Below are 19490 nucleotides of genomic sequence, written 5' to 3'. Positions count from 1 at the left end.
TCATTTGATATTATTATAAATCAATTCAGCAGTTTTTTTACTGGCACCTTTCCCACCTAGCTTTTGCTCAAGCTCAAAGTAATCTTCAAAAATCCTTTTGCGATTTTCTTCATTGAGAATTTTAGTAAGTTCAGTTTTTAAATTCTTTGTATTGAATTCATTTTGAATTAATTCTGTTACAACTTCTCTGTCCATGATCAAATTTACGAGGGAAATATAATCCAGGTTAATGATCCTTTTTGCAATATGATAGGATATATAACTTCCTTTGTAGCATACAACTTCCGGAACTTTAAAAAGTGCAGTTTCCAGAGTAGCGGTTCCCGAAGTAACCAACGCCGCATGGGAGATACTTAGTACATCATAAGTCTTATTCTTAATAATACTGATATTGGATTTTTTAATAAAACCCCGGTAAAATTCTTTATCCTGGCTCGGTGCACCCGCAATAACGAACTGATAATCTTTAAACTCTGAAGTAATACTAAGCATCACGTTCAGCATTTTTTCTATTTCTTGTTTTCTACTGCCCGGGAGTAATGCGATAATTGGTCGGTTATCTAAACCATTGTTCTTTTTGAATAATTTAATATCCACAAGAGGTCTGTTGTCTATAGCATCCAACAAGGGATGTCCTACAAAATGTACCGGAAAATTGTGCTTTTCAGTATAGAAATCTTTTTCAAACGGAAGGATCACGTACATTTCATCCACATCCCGTTTTATCTTTTTGATCCTGTTTTCTTTCCAGGCCCAAATTTGCGGAGAGATATAATAGCTGGTTCGATATCCTTTTTTCTTAGCCCATTCCGCGATTCTCATATTGAAACCGGGATAATCTACAAAAATGATCACATCGGGATTGTAGGATTCTATATCCTGCTTGCAAAATTTAATATTTCTAAAAATAGTTCTCAGGTTCATGATCACTTCAGAAAAGCCCATAAAGGCTAATTCCTTGTAGTGCTTAACAAGCTTTCCTCCCTGATTTTCCATGAGGTCCCCACCCCAGAATCGAAAATTGGCATCTGTGTCAACCTCTTTTAAAGCTTTCATTAAATTAGAAGCATGGAGGTCTCCGGAAGCTTCGCCTGCAATGATGTAGTATTTCATTTTAAAAGAATTTGAATATTGCAACAGCTACTGCAACGCTTACAGTTGCCAATAGAACACCGCGAGCATGATAGTTTTGTTTCTTCTTTAGAAAAACAAAAAATGGCAAAAAGTTAAGAACGGCACCCAGCGCAATTATTTTTCCCAGGTAATCATTTACTAATGCATCTTTAAGCGCTATATCCAGCTCAGCATCAGAAAGCAGAGTAATGTATAATATTACACCGGCGATATTTGCCGCAATCCCGGTTAAAAATCCAGTAACTACATTTTGTTTAATCATTGAGTGACCAACTGCTTAAATCTTTTATAAAATGGTGGGCGGTAAGATCAAACTGCACCGGGACTACAGAAACATAGCCTTCTTCCAGTGCCTTTTCATCAGTATCTTTACCTTCATCTTTATTTACAAATTTTCCGGTAAGCCAGTAATATTCTCGCCCCTGCGGATTCGTTCTTTTGTCGAATTCCTCTTCCCAGTGAGCATTCGCCTGTCTACAGACTTTAATACCTTTTATTTCTGCTTCCTTCAGTTTCGGAATATTTACATTCAGCACAACACCTATAGGCAGGCCATTTTTCAGAACATTTTTTGTAATGGTTTTTATAAATTTTCGTGTAGGTTCAAAATCTGCATTTAAAGAATAATCAAGCAGGGAAAAACCAATTGCCGGAATACCTTCAATTCCAGCTTCTACTGCCGCACTCATGGTTCCGGAATAGATTACATTAATCGATGAGTTGGAGCCATGATTAATTCCGCTAACACAAAGATCTGGTTTTCTATGAAGGATCTCTTGGGTGGCAATTTTCACACAATCTGCCGGTGTTCCCGAACAGCTGTATTCTTTATGTTTATAAGATTCTTTAATGGTAACCTGTTCGCAAAATAGGGTATCACTAATTGTTATCGCGTGACCCATGCCGCTTTGAGGACTATCTGGGGCAACCACGATCACATCTCCCAGTTCTTTCATTACTTCTACGAGAGTTCTTATTCCGGGGGCAGTAATACCATCATCATTGGTTACCAGAATAAGCGGTTTTTTCTTGTTCATGCATCATTATTTGGTTTTGCTAAAATAAGAATTTAAATAAGGAAAGCTTATATTAGTGCTTTGACAAATTAGTGCGCCAGATTAAAGTTATTGGCACAGTTTTTACTATACTTATGGTAACCAAACGATGACGAAATTAAAACGAGTTATGAAAAGGAATTTTAAAATTATAGCAGTCGTTCTCTTAATGGCTGCCGCTTCTTGTAGTTTTACTACCAAGAAGTTTGAAGACCCTAATAAGGATAAACTACTTATAGACTTAATTACATATGTACTTAGTCAGGGGCATTATGATGCAAAAGATATAAATGACGGTTTTTCAGCCAATGTATATGTAGATTATTTAGAAGGACTTGATCCTTCTAAGCGTTTTTTCTATAAAAAAGACATTGAAGAATTTGATGCTTTTAAAGAAAAACTGGATGATCAGATAAAAAGTAAGAATATCGATTTCTTCAACCTTACTTATGGTCGATTGGGAGAGCGAATGGAAGAGGCAAGATCTCTGTACAAAGAAATTCTTTCAGAACCCTTTGACTTTACAGAAAGCGAGAATATAAACACAGCTTACGATAGTTTGGAATATGCTTCTTCAAAAGAAGAAATGAGAAAGAGATGGAAAGAGCAATTAAAGTTCAATGCATTAATTACTTATTACGATCTAAAACAGGATGAGAAAAATCAAAAAGAAGAAGATGACTCTTATGTAATGAAGACTGATGCTGAACTTGAAAAAGAAGCGAGAGAAACTACACTTTCTAATATAGACAGGTATTACGATTTTACTGATGATCTTGAAAGAGAAGATTATTTTTCAGTATATATTAACGCTATTGTAGAGGAATTTGATCCTCATACATTTTATTTCGCACCTCAGGAAAAGGATAGGTTTGATATCGCCATGTCAGGTAAACTTGAAGGAATTGGTGCGCGTTTAATGAAGGATAGTGATAATATTACTATTACTGAAGTTATTTCCGGAGGGCCTGCCTGGTTAAGTGAGGAGATTGCTGAAGGTGATGTGATCCTTAAGGTTAAGCAGGAAGATGAGAAAGAAGCTGTAAGTATTGTTGGAATGAGACTAGACGATGCGGTAGACCTTATTAAGGGTCCAAAGGATACTAAGGTCATACTTACTGTTCGTAAAAAAGTTATGGGCAATATTGAAGAGGTGACTTTAGTTCGTGATGTGATTGAGATTGAAGAAACCTATGCGAAAACTTCAATGGTAGAGAAAGAGAATAGAAAATTTGGGGTGATAAATTTACCTAAATTCTATTTTGATATGGAAGATTACGAAAACCGAAATGCCGCTTCAGACATTAAGGAAGATATTATCAATTTGAAAAAAGAAGGAATGGAAGGTCTGGTATTAGACCTTAGAAATAATGGTGGAGGTTCACTAAAAACTGTGGTGGATATCGCAGGAATGTTTATTGAAAAAGGTCCTATAGTTCAGGTGAAATCAAATGGAGCTCGTAAAGAAGTACTAAAAGATGAAGATCCGCAAGTACTCTGGGATGGCCCGCTGGTAATCCTTGTAAACGAATTATCTGCTTCGGCTTCTGAAATTCTAGCCGCTGCCATGCAGGATTATAAAAGAGCTATAATTATAGGAAGTAAGCAAACATATGGTAAGGGAACTGTTCAAAATGTAATAGATCTTAACAGGTGGCTTCGAAATAATGATATGGGAGACATGGGAGCTCTTAAGATCACTACCCAGAAGTTTTACCGTGTAAATGGTGGTTCAACCCAGCTTGAAGGGGTGAAGAGTGACGTAGTGGTTCCAGACAGATATAGTTTTGTTGATATTGGAGAAAAAGATCAGGAAAATCCACTTCCCTGGGATAAGATCGATGCTGCAGATTTCGATATCTGGAATGGATATGTTGGATATGACGAAGCTATAGATGCCAGCAAAAAGAGAATGGATTCAAATACTCAGCTTAAGTTAATTGAAGAAAATGCCAAATGGGTAAAAACTCAGAGTGAAGACAGGAGCTATTCTTTAAATTATACAGATTATGCTGATGAAGCTGAAAAAAATAAGGAAATGGCCAAGCAGTTTGATGCCATTAAGGATTATAAAACCAATCTAACTTATAATTCATTGCCTTATGAAGAAAAACTCTTTACAACAGATACTATCCTAAAGGAAAAGAGACAGAGATGGCATGAAAACCTGAGTAAGGATGTATATATTGAAGAAGCTATCAATGTTCTTTCAGATATGAAAATGAATAACATTACTAGAAATAAGCTTGCTGATGTTAATAGAAAAAAGAAAGTGAAGAATTAATATTTAATAGATAAATTGAAACCCGGAAGTTTATTTCCGGGTTTTTTTATGCTTTAGAATTAGAATATGAAAAGAAAATATATCTATCCGGTAATTATATTGATGGCTGCTGCCATATTATTGATGGTAGACAAGTGTTCTTAATGAAGTGATTTAAGCTTTTAGTTTGGAACCGAAAATGAAGGCTTTTTTCGCCTATTGAAGTCATTCATTAGTTGCATAGCCATAGCTACGGAAGTTAAAAATGACGAAAAGAAGACGAAAAATGCGAAATTTGGAGGTAAAATTAGTCTGAATCGCTTCAGTAAGAAAGCCTGTCAGAATCTAACTTAATAAAGATAAATAGCAGTATCGTGAAACCCCAGAGTCCGGAACCTCCATAACTAAAAAAAGGTAGAGGGATTCCAACGGTTGGGAATACGCCAATTACCATCCCGATATTTACGAGAAAATGTATAAAGAGTATTCCTATTACAGAATATCCATAGATCCTGTAAAACTGATTTCGTTGTCTTTCCGCAAGAACAAGAAGTCGTAGAAGCAGAAGTACAAATAAGATCACTACCAAAGCACTCCCTAAAAATCCCCATTCTTCACCAACAGTGCTAAAAATATAGTCAGTATGCTGTTCAGGAACAAAATGACCTTTTGTTTGTGTTCCTTCAGTCCAGCCTTTCCCAAGCCATCCACCACTACCTATAGCAATTTCACTTTGATTGGTATTATACCCAATACCCCGGGAATCTACTTCTTTTCCCAGTACAATATTGAATCGATCTCTATGTCGCTGCTCAAAAACATTTTCGAAGATATAATTAACTGAAAAGCTCAAGGCAATAGAGATTATTACAAAGAGCGTAATTAATACTCTTCCGGGACGTTTTTTTCGTTTCCTGAAGAATAGAAGCAGGGCGATAAAAATCACCCCTGCGCTAACCCATAAAGGCCCGATAAGTAGGGTTAAAATGAATACAGCAATAGCAGAGAGTCCCGTCACCAAATAAAAGCCAGATAAACCTTCTCTGTAAAGCGGGAAAAAGAATGCTGCGTAAACAAGGGCACTTCCAGGATCCGGTTGCGGAATTATTAATAAAGCAGGAATCGCAATAATTATAAATGCCTTCACCTGATGGCTAAGCCGCCTGATATTTGTTTGAATATCGCTTAGATATTTTCCTAAAGCTAATGCAGTAGCAAATTTGGCAAATTCAGATGGTTGTATTCCAAAGCTTCCAAAGGAATACCAGGAAGTAGCTCCTGAAATCGTTTTTCCAAAAACAAATAATCCTGCTAGAGACAGCAGGGATACAAGATAAATAATACTTGAAAAACGCTGGTAAAATTTAGCTTCTATAGAAAGTACAATAATGACTAGAAATATACTTAAACCTATAAAGAGGGCCTGTTTACCATAGGGCTGACTTAGATCAAAAAAAGAACCGGTGTTGCTGCCTAGAGATGCAGAGTAAATATTGGCCCAACCAAAGCAGATTAAAATTAAATATATAAAGATGCTTATCCAGTCAAATCCTGCTGCGCTGCTTTTACTCATTTACTGATTAATTCTGAAAGGTTCTCCGCTTATAGGTTTTGCATATTCATCTTGAAGGCTATGGCTAAGTATCCAGTCTTCCATATCGGTCCTGGTAATGGTCCCTTTTAAATATTTTTCTACCATAAGGCTTGCGATCCTACCGGCATAACGCCCTCCCCAATATCCATTTTCAACAAAAACAGCAATAGCGATTTTAGGATTATCTACCGGAGCGAAAGCCACGAAAATAGAATGGTCTGTTAATTGAACCCTTTTTCCTCCAATCTTGGTAAAGTTTTCAGCAGTACCTGTTTTTCCTGCGATTTCAATTCCCGGAATTCTTAATGCTGAAGCGGTACCGCTTTTGTAAACTTCGTGCATTCCTTCAACTACGGGATCGAAATTCTTCGTATCGATAGTAGTATAGTTCTTCTTTGTAAACTTTTCTTCTTTAATGGGTTGGCCATTAATTTCCTTTAAAATATGAGGAGTATAATACCAGCCTTTATTTCCAATAGTAGCGACCATATTTGCCAGTTGAATTGGCGTCATTAAAACTTCTCCCTGGCCAATAGCATTTGAAATAGTTGCAGTTGCATACCATTTATAGGTAGGGTAATTATAGATCTGGTTGTAATAATCAGCATCGGGTATTTTTCCTGGTCGCCCCGTTTCAAGGTCAGATCCTAAGAAATTACCCAGGCCAAAACTTTCCAGGTGGGCGTTCCAAGTGTTCATTCCTTCTTGCGGCGTCGGATACTTTTCAATAATACGGCGATAAACATTAGCAAAATAGGCATTGCACGACTGGGCAATTCCAGGAATCATATCTAACGGACTTCTATGCGCATGGCATCCTAGTTTTCTTCCTCTTCCGTAAGTGTAACCGTGATTACAAGAGAATTTATCATTCGTATCAACTACCCCTTCCTGAAGTCCAATCAATGCGTTTAAAGTTTTAAAAGGAGATCCTGGAGGATATTCAGCAAGTAGCCCCCTGTCATAAAGAGGTCTGGCTATTGTATCGTAGTATAATTCAGTAAAATTAGGCGAACGTTTACGACCAACCAGATTTGCCGGATCGTAAGTAGGTGCGGTAATTAAGGCAAGTATTTCACCACTCGCTGGTTCAAGAGCAACAATCCCACCACGTTTATTTTCCATAAGTGCGCTGCCATATTGCTGAAGGGCTGCATCAATAGTAATGGTTATATCTTTTCCTTTTTCAGGGAGGGTATCATAAATTCCCTCTTTATAAGGTCCTATATCTCTGTTAAACCTGTCTTTCTGTATATGTTTTACTCCCTTAACACCCCTTAACAATTCTTCGTAATAACTTTCAACTCCTGCTCTTCCTATGAGGTCACCAGAGATATAGTAAGGATTTTCGTTTACTTTTTTCTGGTTTACTTCGGCGATATACCCTAATACGTTGGCGCTATGATCTACCTGGTAATCTCGAAGGGATCTCTTCTGAATATAAAAACCTTCATATTTCCTCATTTTCTCCTGAAGGATGGCATACTCACTTTTTGTAAGCTGCGGAATCACTACAGATGGTAACATGGGAGAATAAATGCGTGCCTTGTCCAGTTTTTTCTCAAGATCTTCCCGGGAAAAATTTAAAATCTTACAAAATTCAGTAGTATCGAAAGGTTTAAGATTTCTTGGAATTACCATCACATCGTAAGATGGCTGGTTAGAAACCATTAATTCACCGTCCCTGTCATAAATATATCCTCGTTGTGGATAATCGTATATCACTTTTATGGCGTTATCCTGAGAACGAATAGCCAGTGAAGTATCTACTACCTGAAGGTAAAATAATCTGCCAATAAAGATCAGGCCAGTAGTTAAAATGGTTATGTAGAGTAAAACTTTTCTCATCTATATTTCTTGCTGAATAGCGTAAGGCTTAAAAGAATTAGGATTACAGTGAATATACTGGAAAATAATGTTTTTTTCAGTATTAGGAGTATATGATTTAGACTGAACATTTCCAAAGAGAACAAAACGAAATGATGGATGACCACCATAATAAAAATATAACTCAATTTTGCTCCAAAGGGAGTGTTGGCGAGCCTTATATTTTGGTGATCGTAGCTAATTCCAAATGAAAACCTGAGCAAATTAGGTCTTATAAAGGCAGCAACTAAACAGGCAGCAGCATTTATACCGCCACTATCTTCAAAAATATCTACGCTGATGCCTAAAAGAAACGAGAGAAAAAGAAAAAGACTCTGATTTCCGGCAAAAGGATAAAGTAAAATAAATAAGACATATAAATATGGATTTATATATCCTGCGAAATTGATATTGTTTAGAATTAAAACCTGTAGAAATACAAGAATTATAAAGCGGGCAATATTTGAAAGTAGTTTGCTATTCATTAGTGGTCTCCTGTAAATTTTCTACTGCTTCCCTGTTTACATTTTCAATCACATAAACATACCCGATATTCGTCATATCATTAAATAGCTTGATATTTATTGTATAGTAGCTCTGTGTTTGATCTAAGCTAAAATCTTTAATACTTCCGATAGGAAGTCCTTCTGGAAAGATCAACGACCTACCGCCGGTAATTATTGTATCTCCCTTTTTAAGGGGTGCCTGCCTTGGTACATCGATCAATTGTACAATATTTGGATCTTTCCCATCCCATATCAAACTACCAAAATGATTTGTGTTGCTTAACTGTGCGTTAATCCTGGATCTGCTGTTCAGTATAGAGATCACGCGGGAATACTCATTATTTACCCGATCTACAATCCCAACAATTCCCTGGCTGGTAATAACCCCGTATTCCTGTTTGATGCCGGAATTTTCTCCGCGGTTAAGAGTGAGGTAGTTATCAACCTTCGCAAAGTTATTATTGATTACCCTGGCAGTTCTGAACAAATAATCACCTTCAAAAGAAGTACTGTCTAATTGCTTATCAACGGAGATACTATCGTTGATATTGGAAATGATATTTCGGAGCTTATTGTTTTCCTCTAAAAGTCTTTCGTTGTATTCATCAAGATGAAGATAGGTATTGATGTTGCTTGACCATGAGTAAACTCGTCCAGTTACGGAATTCGCGGAACTTATAAAGCGACTTTTCTGAAATGCGTGATTTTGAACAGTAAGAAAAATAGATACAGCAAGCAGGATTAAGAATAAAATTGAATTCTTATTCCGAATAAGAAAGTTGAAAATCTGCTGCATAAATTAAGCTTCTCCTACTTGATCAAAATCCCTTTATATCGGTTCAATGTCTTTAAGCAAATACCAGTACCTCGAACCACAGCTCTTAACGGATCTTCAGCTATATACACAGGAAGATCTGTTTTTTGAGAAAGGCGCTTATCTAATCCTCTTAGCATAGAACCACCACCGGCTAAATAAATACCCGTATTATAAATATCAGCTGCAAGTTCCGGAGGAGTTTGAGAAAGTGTCTCCATAACCGCATCTTCAATTCTAAGAATGGATTTATCCAGGGCTTTAGCAATCTCACGGTAAGAAATATTTACCTGTTTAGGTTTCCCTGTTAAAAGATCTCTACCCTGAACGCTCATTTCGTCCGGCGGCACCTCAAGATCTTCAGTAGCCGCACCAATCTGGATTTTTATCTTTTCAGCAGTACGTTCTCCAACATACAGGTTATGCTGAGTACGCATATAATATACAATGTCATTAGTGAATACATCCCCGGCAATCTTGACCGATTTGTCACAAACAATACCACCAAGGGCAATTACCGCAATTTCTGTAGTTCCACCCCCTATATCAACGATCATGTTTCCTTTTGGCTGCATGATATCTACACCAATCCCAATCGCTGCTGCCATTGGTTCGTGAATAAGGTAAACCTCTTTCCCGTTAACTCTTTCTGCACTTTCCTTAACAGCACGCATCTCAACTTCTGTAATACCTGAAGGAATACAAATAACCATTCTCAAGGCAGGAGTAAAAAGTTTCTTTTTAAGGGCCGGGATTTCTTTGATGAACATGGTGAGCATTTTTTCACTGGCATCAAAATCGGCAATTACACCATCTTTTAAAGGGCGTATGGTTTTAATATTCTCATGAGTTTTTCCCTGCATCATAGCCGCTTCCTTACCTACGGCAGTTATTTTACCGGAAGTTCTGTCGCGTGCTACTATAGAGGGGCTGTCCACAACAACTTTGTCGTTATGAATTATAAGGGTATTCGCTGTACCTAAGTCGATTGCAATTTCTTCAATGAGAAAATCAAAAAATCCCATAGTATTTTATAAGTATTGAGGTTTGGGTAAATGTACTAAAATTAATGTTTAAAATGGCGTGTTCCTGTCATCACCATTGCGATATTATTATCATTACAATAATCTATGCTTAGCTGATCTTTTATGGATCCTCCAGGCTGAATTACTGCAGTGATTCCGGCATTTCCAGCAATCTCCACACAATCGGGAAATGGAAAGAACGCATCACTTGCCATCACGGCTCCTTTAAGGTTGAAATCAAATGATCTAGCCTTTTCTATACCTTGGGTAAGGGCGTCAACTCGTGAAGTTTGTCCTGTACCGCTAGCACAAAGTTGTTTGTTTTTTGCAAAAACGATGGTGTTCGATTTAGTGTGTTTGCAGATCTTCGAAGCAAATATCATGTCAGATAACTCATCATCTGTAGCTTTATTGCTGGTCGCCTGCTTTAGATCTTCCATAGTATCGGTCTTCAAATCTTTATCCTGAACCAAAACACCATTGAGACAGGTTCTTACCTGATTTTTGGGAAGTTTTATATCTTTTAAGATCAGAAGGATTCTGTTCTTTTTGCCCTTTAAAATTTCCAATGCTTTTTCTGAAAATGATGGAGCGATCACCACTTCGCAGAAAAGTTTGTGGATTTCTTCAGCAGTATCGGCATCAATTTCCACATTACTTATTAGAATTCCGCCAAATGCTGAAACAGGATCTCCGGCCAATGCGTCTACATATGCCTTATGAATTGTGTCTCTTTGAGCAAGTCCGCAGGCGTTATTATGCTTTAAAATTGCAAATGTTGGGGCGTCTCCTTTAAATTCATTCATCAAGTTCACCGCAGCATCAACATCCAGAAGATTATTATAAGAAAGTTCCTTTCCGTGAAGTTTGTTAAAGATCTCATCAAAATCTCCAAAGAAAGTTCCTTTTTGATGTGGGTTTTCACCATATCTTAATTCTTTCCCTTTTAATTCACTTTGTTTAAATGAACTTACTTCATCTTCCTGATTAAAATAATTAAAGATAGCTGAATCGTAATGTGAAGAAATATTGAATGCCTTGGTAGCGAATCTCTTCCTGTCAGCAGTACTGGTTTCTCCGTTTTTTTCATTCAGCAAATCAAGAAATTCCTGATAATCGTCTACAGAAGAAACGCAGGTAACATCTTTAAAATTTTTTGCGGCAGCTCTAATAAGTGAAATCCCGCCAATATCAATTTTTTCTATAATATCCTGTTCTGCAGCTCCGGAAGCTACTGTTTTTTCAAAAGGATAAAGATCCACAATTACAATATCAATCTGCGGAATTTCAAACTGTTCCAGTTCCTTTACATCTCCTTCATGATCCTGTCTATTCAGGATTCCGCCAAAAACTTTAGGGTGAAGTGTTTTTACTCTTCCCCCAAGAATTGATGGGTAGGAGGTAACATCTTCTACTGGAACAACCTCGATTCCAAGCTCCTTGATAAATTTCTCGGTGCCTCCGGTGGAATAAATCGTTATACCCAGATCATCAAGCTTTCTAACGATAGGTTCTAATCCATCTTTACTGAAAACTGAAATTAAAGCAGACTTTGCTTGTTTTAATTCGCTCATTGTGTTGTGTTTGTTAAAGCTGCAAAAGTAACCAATTAAGCTAAAAATTTGAAGTTGGAATGAATGAAATCTTGATAAATTTTGTAACGAAAAATTCCTTTGGGCGTCCTATCTTTAAATCGTCCAAAAACAGCTGATTTTTATACCATGCTAATTTATTTACGTGTACTAAAGGAGAGTTTTAATTTTGCAGTAAGTGCTCTTACGAATAACCTGCTAAGAACTTTTCTTTCTTTATTGGGTGTGACCATTGGTATATTTTCAATTATAGCGGTTCTCGCCGCTGTAGATTCATTGCAAAAAAACATTAAGGGAAGTCTTAGTTCACTAGATAATAGTACCATTATTTTGATGAGGTTCAATTTTGGGCCCTCCGATATACCTCGCTGGAAGCGAGAGCAGTTTCCCGATGTTTCTTATGAAGAGTATCAAAATCTAAAAAAGAGTTTGCCAGACCTCGATGCGATTAGCTTTGCTCTGGGAATACCTGGAGGAACATCTTTAAAATACCGTGATGTGACCAGTGCGGGAGTAGATGTGGGTGCTGTAACCCATGAATATTACGATATTGAGGCTTTTGATCTCGCTGAAGGTCGCTTTTTTAATGAGCCAGAGGGCGTTAGTGGTTCCCCTGTAATTATATTAGGTCATGAAGTTGCTACAAATTTATTTGGAGATACCAGCCCTATGGGAAAAGAACTTCGGGTTTTTGGAAGAAAGGCAACGGTTATTGGAGTAATGGAAAAGCAGGGGCAGTCATTTGTTGGAAATTCAAGAGACGGTCAGGCATTTGTGCCAGTGAATTTTGCACGGAGGGTATATGGAACTACTAAAGGAACAGTTTTTCCTCAAATTGTTTTAAAACCAGAGGAAGGAGTAGATAATGACGAGTTTATAGCCATTTTAGAACAGCAGTTAAGAAGTATGCGAGGCATAAAACCAGGAGAGATTAATAATTTCTTCGTGAATCAACTTTCAGGACTTTCAGATTTCATAGATAATATTACAGGACAGCTGAACATAATTGGTTTGGTAATTAGCGGATTTTCACTTCTGGTAGGAGGTTTTGGGATTGCTAATATCATGTTCGTAAGTGTAAAAGAAAGAACCAATCTTATAGGAATTCAGAAATCGCTTGGAGCTAAAAACAAATTTATTCTTTCGCAATTTCTTTTTGAAGCTATTATTCTTTCGGTCATAGGGGGATTAGTGGGCTTATTCTTTGTATGGATTGTATCCATCATCGCTTCGCAATTTACTGGTGAATTTGAATTTGTCCTTTCGCCATTAAATATGCTCATAGGAACTGTAGTTTCAGCTATGATTGGATTAATATCCGGAATAATTCCGGCTATCTCCGCCTCTAAATTAGATCCTGTAGAAGCCATAAGGACAGGAATGTAAAAATCTCGTTAATTTATTTCTGAGTTCCCACATATATTTCCTTAAATTCTTTTAAAAAGCATTAAAGTTAGTTAAAAGTCTAATTCTCAATATTTAGGCTTGGTATATTTATGCTATAAGAGAAATGAAAATGGGAAACGAAATTGAAAAAGATTATTTGTCGTCGCTAGTGCAACTATTAGGATTTTTTATCTTCTTATTTGTTCTTATAGCACTTCAATTCTAGAAAATATTTGAACTATAAAGTTCAAACTTACCTACGCTATAAAAAAGAAAACCCTCAAATTTTTGAGGGTTTTCTTTTTTATTTAGTGTTGAATTTTAAAGTATTTCTGCAACCTTTTCATTTACCCATTGAAGAAAAACCTCATCCTCATGAGAAAAAGGATCTGCAGTATGACTGTCAATATCAATTTGTCCAATATTTTCTCCATCTACGAATAAAGGAATCACAATTTCGGCTTTCACATGAATGCTACAAGCAATATAGTTATTCTGAGCTTTCACATCTGGAACCACAAAATTCTTATTAGAAACAGCAACCTGCCCACAAATACCTCTTCCAAAAGGAATGATTTCGTGATCTGTTGGTTCGCCGGCAAAAGATTTTAATTTCAACTCCTCTTTATTTCCATTCTTGAAATAAAATCCAACCCAGTCATAATACGGAATGTTCTGTTCCAGTAGCTCACAAACTTGAGTAAGCTTATCTTTAACTTCAAGATCTTCCTTTTTAAGGAGAACTTCTATTTGCGGTTTTAATTTATCAAAAGTCATATTAACAATCTTTAGTGCAAAAGTATTCAATTTGAAATGTAAAGGGCGTACTTCATTTCTATAAATTTGTTAAAACCCATAATAGAATTTGCTTAGCCTAATTAAAAAATATCGACTTGTTCTAAGATTTATTTTTATTTTCTTGGGGAGCTATTTTCTTTTTTCCAGTCTTTATAATAGTTATTTAATTTTATATGATAACGAAAACCCGGTTCCTGATCCTTTGACGCAATTGGTTGCAAGACAAAGCGGAACTTTGATGCAGGGGCTTGGATATGCAGATGTAGAGGTGGTGATGCATTATACTGGACTTTCTATGAAACTTATGGTAGATGATTATTTTTTAGCCGGAATCGTTGAAGGTTGCAATTCAGCTAGTATTATAATTTTATTTGCTTCTTTCGTCCTGGCCTTTTTTGGAAAACCTGTCTCTACCTTACTTTACCTCTTTGCCGGTTCAGCGATCATATACACGATAAATATTCTTAGAATTGTTATTCTTTCAGTAAGCATCTATGAATATCCCCAGTATTCCGGATTGATGCATTCTATATTTTTCCCATTGGCTATTTATGGAACTGTTTTTATGCTTTGGCTAATTTGGGTTAGAATTTATTCAAGATGGAGAAAACAGTAAAAAAAAGATATCGCGTTTTACAGATTGGACTGTTGGTAATCTTACTCGCAGCTGTTCGGTTTTTTGAGCAGGATATTTTCTATGACCCTCTAATTTTATTCTTTAAGTCAGATTATCTACTAGGAATTATTCCGCCAATGGATATGGCTAAACTTATGATTAATCTAACCATGAGGTACGCTCTAAATACATCAATATCTCTTTTAATAATTTATATCAGTTTTAAAGACCTTGGTATTCTTAAATTTTCGACGATTCTCTATGTTGTTCTATATGCGCTGGCAACATCAGCTTTTATTTTTCTTGTGCTTAATATTGAAAGAGAGCATTATCTCGCACTATTTTATGTTAGACGATTTTTGATTCATCCGCTATTTCTATTAATACTACTACCGGCATTCTACTATTATCGTCTTACTCTTAGAAGAAAAAGTTGAAAGTATTTCCTAAAATTTTGAAATAAATGTCCAAAAGATTTGTGCTATTTTTGCCATAATAGATTGGTTTTCAAAAAAAACGTACTTTTGTAAAGAGTGAAAAAAGCATTTCAACATATTATTTCTTTGTGCATGGCCTTTCTGGTGATGCTGTCTACTATGTCTTTTACGGTAGATAAGCATTTCTGCGGAAACGATTTAGTTGATAAAGCAGTTTTTTCAAAAGCAAAGACCTGCGGAATGCATATGAGTGCAGATGCCGAAGATCGTTGTTGTACCAATGAAAAAGTTGAGGTAGAAGGTCAGGATGAATTAAAGATATCTTTTGATTCTTTAGATTTCCAACAACAACTTTTTATTACCACATTTTCATTTACGTATTTAAATCTGTTTGAAAGTTTACCAAAACAGATTATCCCATTTAAAGATTATACTCCTCCATTACTGGTTTCTGATATTCTATTGGAAGACCAGGTATTCCTTATTTGACAGTTAAATTTTAGATTTAAACCACTCATTCTTATGCAGTGGCTTCCCGCTTTACGCGCCGATTTTCTAATTTTTAACTAGACGATAATGCTAAATAAAAGCATCAAATATTTAATAGAGAACAAACTTATTACCTTCATATTGCTTGCAGTATTGATAGGTTGGGGTATTATAAATTCGCCATTCAACTGGGATACAGGCTTACTGCCAAACGATCCGGTGGCGGTAGATGCCATTCCCGATATTGGTGAAAATCAACAGATTATTTTTACTGAATGGCCCGGGCGTTCTCCCCAGGATATTGAAGATCAGATCACTTATCCACTTACTACAAGTTTACTAGGTATTCCCGGAGTGAAGACCATTAGAAGTTCTTCGATGTTCGGGTTTTCCAGTATCTATATCATTTTTGAAGAAGATGTGGAGTTTTACTGGAGCCGAAGCCGAATTCTGGAAAAACTGAATTCTTTACCTGAAAATTTATTGCCCGAAGGTATAAATCCTACCCTGGGACCGGATGCAACAGGGCTTGGGCAGATCTTCTGGTACACACTGGAAGGTCGTGATAAAGATGGCAACGTGACCGGTGGCTGGGATCTCCAGGAACTGCGGAGTATTCAGGATTATTATGTGAAATATGCCCTTTCCGGTGCTAGCGGAGTTTCAGAAGTGGCCAGTATTGGTGGCTACGTTCAGGAATATCAAATTGATGTGAAGCCTGAATTGATGCGTCAGTATGGGATTGGTCTCGATGAGATAGTAATGGCGGTGAAGGAAAGCAATCGCGAAATCGGAGCTCAGACCCTGGAGATCAATAAAGCAGAATATTTAGTTCGTGGACTCGGTTATGTTAAATCTGTGGCAGATATCGAAAATGCCGTGGTGACTTCAGAAGATTATGCGTCCATAAGAATTAAAGATATCGCCAATGTTTCTATGGGGCCTGCATCACGAAGAGGTATTCTGGACAAGGAAGGTGCTGAGGTTGTAGGTGGAGTGGTAGTGGCTCGTTATGGAGCCAATCCTATGGAAGTGATCAATAATGTAAAGGCAGAGATCAATGAAATTGCCTCAGGTTTACCTTCAAAAACATTAAAAGACGGAACAGAATCTCAACTTACCATCGTTCCTTTTTACGATCGTACGGAGCTAATTCAGGAGACGCTGGGTACTTTAAATGAAGCTTTGACGATGGAGATTTTAATCACGATTCTGGTGATTATTATCATGGTTTTCAATTTAAGAGCGTCCATATTAATTTCAGGATTATTGCCGGTGGCGGTGCTCATGGTGTTTATATCCATGAAGATCTTCGGGGTGGCTGCGAATATTGTAGCCTTGTCGGGTATCGCAATCGCTATAGGTACGATGGTAGATATGGGAATTATCCTTTCTGAAAATATCATCAGGCACCTGGATATGAAAGATGACAGACCCATTAATCAGTTGGTTTATGAAGCTACGGCTGAAGTTTCTGGAGCGATCTTAACGGCAGTACTTACCACCATCATCAGTTTTATTCCGGTCTTTACGATGGTGGGTGCTGAAGGAAAATTATTTAGGCCGCTGGCGTTTACAAAAACAATGGCACTGGTATCTTCTATTCTGGTTGCGTTATTCCTTATACCACCAATTGCTGCTATCCTTTTCAAAAAGCGAAATTTTAGAAAAGAGATAGGTTATATTCTTCCTGGGGTTCTTATCGTGGTGGGAATTGCCGCTAGCATTTTTGGCTATTGGATTGGCCTTGCCCTGATAGGTTTCGGGATCATTGATCTACTTCTGAAGTTTGATAAGATAGATGAGAAGCAGAGTAAGTTATTTAAGATCGGGATCGCTGTCTTCACGATAGTACTTTTATTATCGGTTTACTGGAGACCGCTTGGACTTCAGAATAATATTGTTCTTAACCTGTTTTTTGTTTCAGCAATAAGTTTCGGACTTTTAGCTGTCTTTTATTTATTTCAGAAATATTATGTAAGGATACTAACCTGGACACTGGAAAATAAACTGCTGTTCCTTGCAATTCCAACGGCTATAGTCATTCTGGGATTTTTCATCATGAAAAATACCGGGAAAGAGTTTATGCCATCCCTTAATGAAGGATCTTTTCTATTAATGCCAACATCGTTGCCCCATTCAGGAGTGGAGGAGAATAAAAGAGTATTGCAGCAACTGGATATGGCGGTAGCGAGTTTGCCTGAAATTGAAACAGTGGTGGGAAAAGCGGGTCGTACAGAATCGGCTCTGGATCCTGCACCATTATCCATGTATGAAAATATTATTCAGTATAAAACTGAATATATGGAGAATGAGCACGGTGAAAAGCAGCAATATCGTGTAAATGAAGATGGATATTTTATGCTGAAAAGTGGAAAACTGGCCGCGAATCCAAATATTGAAGTAGATGAAGATGTGTCATCCCGAGCGCAGTCGAGGGATCTCATTTCGACTCCGCTCAATGTGACAAGGGAAGAATTAATAGAAGATGAAGACGGAGAATATTTCAGGAACTGGCGCCCGGAGATTAAAACTCCCGATGATATCTGGAATGAGATCGCCAGGGTTACAAAATTACCTGGAGTCACTTCAGCTCCAAAATTGCAGCCAATTGAAACCCGGTTAATCATGTTACAAACCGGGATGCGTGCACCTATGGGCATCAAAGTTCAGGGACAGAATCTTAAGCAAATTCAGGAATTCGGGATGAAGCTTGAAGATCTTCTAAAGCAGGCAGAGGGAGTTAAAGACGAAGCTGTTTTTGCCGATCGTATCGTGGGGAAACCATATTTATTGATCGATATCAAACGAGAGAAGCTTGCCCGATACGGAATTTCTATTGATGATGTACAGCAGGTATTGCAGGTGGCTATTGGCGGTATGCAATTGAGTCAGACGGTGGAAGGTCGTGAACGCTATGGAATTCGTGTTCGATATCCAAGAGAACTTCGTACAAGTCCTCAGGATATCAAGGATATTTATGTGCCGGTAGAGGGCGGTTCGCCTGTTCCATTGGGAGAACTGGTGGAAATTGAATATGAAAAAGGACCTCAGGTAATTAAGAGTGAAAACACATTTTTAACAGGATATGTGCTTTTTGATAAACTGGATGGTTTCGCGGAAGTGAATGTGGTGGAAAACGCACAGGCATTGATTCAGGGTAAAATTGATTCCGGAGAATTGAAAATACCTGCGGGAATCAAATACCGATTTACCGGAAATTATGAGAATCAGCTTCGTGCTGAAAAGACACTTTCTCTGGTAGTTCCATTGTCATTATTAATCATTTTTCTAATCCTTTATTTCCAGTTCAAATCTGTTTCAACATCCTTAATGGTATTTGCAGGAATTGCGGTGGCCTTTGGCGGTGGATTTATTTTGATCTGGTTTTATGGCCAGGATTGGTTTATGGATTTCAGCCTTTTTGGAGAAAATATCAGGCAGTTGTTCCAGATAAAAACGATCAATCTAAGTGTGGCCGTATGGGTTGGATTTATAGCACTGTTTGGGATCGCCAGTGATGATGGTGTGGTAATGGCCACCTACCTCTCACAAACTTTCAGGGAGAATGATCCCGACAATAAAAGACAGATCAGGCAATCGGTGATTGAAGCTGGACAAAAACGAATACGCCCTTGTTTAATGACTACGGCTACAACGATCCTTGCTTTATTACCAATTCTAACCTCAACAGGTAGAGGAAGCGATATTATGATCCCGATGGCAATTCCGGCTTTCGGTGGAATGCTAATCGCACTGATCACCTTATTCGTAGTGCCAGTGTTGTTTAGTTGGAGAAAGGAAAGTCAACTGGATGCTGGAAGTCGGAAGTTAGTATCTGGAAACTAGAAAGTAGTTAAAGAGATTAAAATGGTAAGTATATGTCACATTGAGCGCAGTCGAAATGTGGATAAT

General features: G+C 37.3%; 16 protein-coding genes. 6 read left to right on the top strand and 10 right to left on the bottom strand.

What is annotated here, in order from left to right:
- Genes lpxB through surE form a run of 3 tightly spaced genes read right to left on the bottom strand, consistent with a single transcriptional unit; the run spans position 1 to position 2171 of the window.
- Positions 1 to 1113, bottom strand: a complete 1113-nt coding sequence (gene lpxB, locus GFO_RS14000; RefSeq protein ID WP_011710814.1) for a lipid-A-disaccharide synthase — start codon at positions 1111 to 1113, stop codon at positions 1 to 3.
- A gap of 1 nt (position 1114) precedes the next feature.
- Positions 1115 to 1396 (bottom strand): hypothetical protein, encoded by a 282-nt coding sequence (locus tag GFO_RS13995; protein WP_011710813.1) that lies wholly within the window; start codon positions 1394 to 1396, stop codon positions 1115 to 1117.
- Positions 1389 to 2171: a 5'/3'-nucleotidase SurE gene (surE, locus tag GFO_RS13990; RefSeq protein ID WP_011710812.1), complete on the bottom strand. Its 783-nt coding sequence runs from the start codon at positions 2169 to 2171 to the stop codon at positions 1389 to 1391. Before surE ends, GFO_RS13995 begins: the two co-directional genes overlap by 8 nt.
- A 148-nt stretch (positions 2172 to 2319) precedes the next feature.
- Between surE and GFO_RS13985 the strand changes: the two genes are divergently transcribed.
- A complete protein-coding gene (locus GFO_RS13985) occupies positions 2320 to 4473 on the top strand; it encodes a carboxy terminal-processing peptidase (protein ID WP_041250147.1) in 2154 nt (717 codons plus the stop codon).
- Between the two features lie 301 nt (positions 4474 to 4774).
- Here GFO_RS13985 and rodA read toward each other — a convergent pair whose 3' ends face one another.
- The 6 genes from rodA to purH are packed head-to-tail and all read right to left on the bottom strand — an operon-like array spanning position 4775 to position 11831.
- Positions 4775 to 6025, bottom strand: a complete 1251-nt coding sequence (gene rodA, locus GFO_RS13980; protein WP_011710810.1) for a rod shape-determining protein RodA — start codon at positions 6023 to 6025, stop codon at positions 4775 to 4777.
- Positions 6026 to 7894, bottom strand: a complete 1869-nt coding sequence (mrdA, locus tag GFO_RS13975) for a penicillin-binding protein 2 (RefSeq protein WP_011710809.1) — start codon at positions 7892 to 7894, stop codon at positions 6026 to 6028.
- Positions 7891 to 8397 carry a hypothetical protein gene (locus GFO_RS13970; RefSeq protein WP_011710808.1) on the bottom strand — a complete coding sequence of 169 codons (507 nt, stop codon included), beginning with the start codon at positions 8395 to 8397 and terminating at the stop codon, positions 7891 to 7893. The genes mrdA and GFO_RS13970 overlap by 4 nt, the downstream gene beginning before the upstream one ends.
- Positions 8390 to 9214 (bottom strand): rod shape-determining protein MreC, encoded by an 825-nt coding sequence (gene mreC, locus GFO_RS13965; protein WP_011710807.1) that lies wholly within the window; start codon positions 9212 to 9214, stop codon positions 8390 to 8392. Before mreC ends, GFO_RS13970 begins: the two co-directional genes overlap by 8 nt.
- A gap of 14 nt (positions 9215 to 9228) precedes the next feature.
- Entirely contained in the window at positions 9229 to 10257 is a 1029-nt protein-coding gene (locus GFO_RS13960; RefSeq protein ID WP_011710806.1) for a rod shape-determining protein, read from the bottom strand.
- A 41-nt stretch (positions 10258 to 10298) separates the two neighbouring features.
- A complete protein-coding gene (purH, locus tag GFO_RS13955) occupies positions 10299 to 11831 on the bottom strand; it encodes a bifunctional phosphoribosylaminoimidazolecarboxamide formyltransferase/IMP cyclohydrolase (protein ID WP_011710805.1) in 1533 nt (510 codons plus the stop codon).
- Positions 11832 to 11978: 147 nt separating this feature from the next.
- Here purH and GFO_RS13950 point away from each other — a divergent pair, with 147 nt between their 5' ends.
- Positions 11979 to 13235 (top strand): ABC transporter permease, encoded by a 1257-nt coding sequence (locus GFO_RS13950; protein WP_041250146.1) that lies wholly within the window; start codon positions 11979 to 11981, stop codon positions 13233 to 13235.
- A 321-nt stretch (positions 13236 to 13556) separates the two neighbouring features.
- Here GFO_RS13950 and GFO_RS13945 read toward each other — a convergent pair whose 3' ends face one another.
- Positions 13557 to 14012 carry a GAF domain-containing protein gene (locus GFO_RS13945; protein WP_011710803.1) on the bottom strand — a complete coding sequence of 152 codons (456 nt, stop codon included), beginning with the start codon at positions 14010 to 14012 and terminating at the stop codon, positions 13557 to 13559.
- A gap of 88 nt (positions 14013 to 14100) precedes the next feature.
- Here GFO_RS13945 and xrtF point away from each other — a divergent pair, with 88 nt between their 5' ends.
- The 4 genes from xrtF (at position 14101) to GFO_RS13925 (ending at position 19424) form a co-directional block, all read left to right on the top strand.
- The gene (gene xrtF / locus GFO_RS13940) at positions 14101 to 14649 is read left to right on the top strand and encodes an exosortase family protein XrtF (RefSeq protein WP_011710802.1); all 549 of its coding nucleotides are present in this window, start codon (positions 14101 to 14103) and stop codon (positions 14647 to 14649) included.
- Positions 14634 to 15086: an exosortase F system-associated membrane protein gene (locus tag GFO_RS13935; RefSeq protein WP_011710801.1), complete on the top strand. Its 453-nt coding sequence runs from the start codon at positions 14634 to 14636 to the stop codon at positions 15084 to 15086. Before xrtF ends, GFO_RS13935 begins: the two co-directional genes overlap by 16 nt.
- A 96-nt stretch (positions 15087 to 15182) precedes the next feature.
- Positions 15183 to 15575 carry an HYC_CC_PP family protein gene (locus GFO_RS13930; protein ID WP_011710800.1) on the top strand — a complete coding sequence of 131 codons (393 nt, stop codon included), beginning with the start codon at positions 15183 to 15185 and terminating at the stop codon, positions 15573 to 15575.
- A gap of 87 nt (positions 15576 to 15662) precedes the next feature.
- Entirely contained in the window at positions 15663 to 19424 is a 3762-nt protein-coding gene (locus GFO_RS13925; RefSeq protein ID WP_011710799.1) for an efflux RND transporter permease subunit, read from the top strand.
- Positions 19425 to 19490: the final 66 nt, after the last annotated feature.

Origin of the sequence: Christiangramia forsetii KT0803 (assembly GCF_000060345.1) — a bacterium.
GTDB lineage: Bacteria > Bacteroidota > Bacteroidia > Flavobacteriales > Flavobacteriaceae > Christiangramia > Christiangramia forsetii.
The sequence above is the reverse complement of the archived record's forward strand: the minus strand, read 5'-3'. Positions and strand labels throughout refer to the sequence as shown.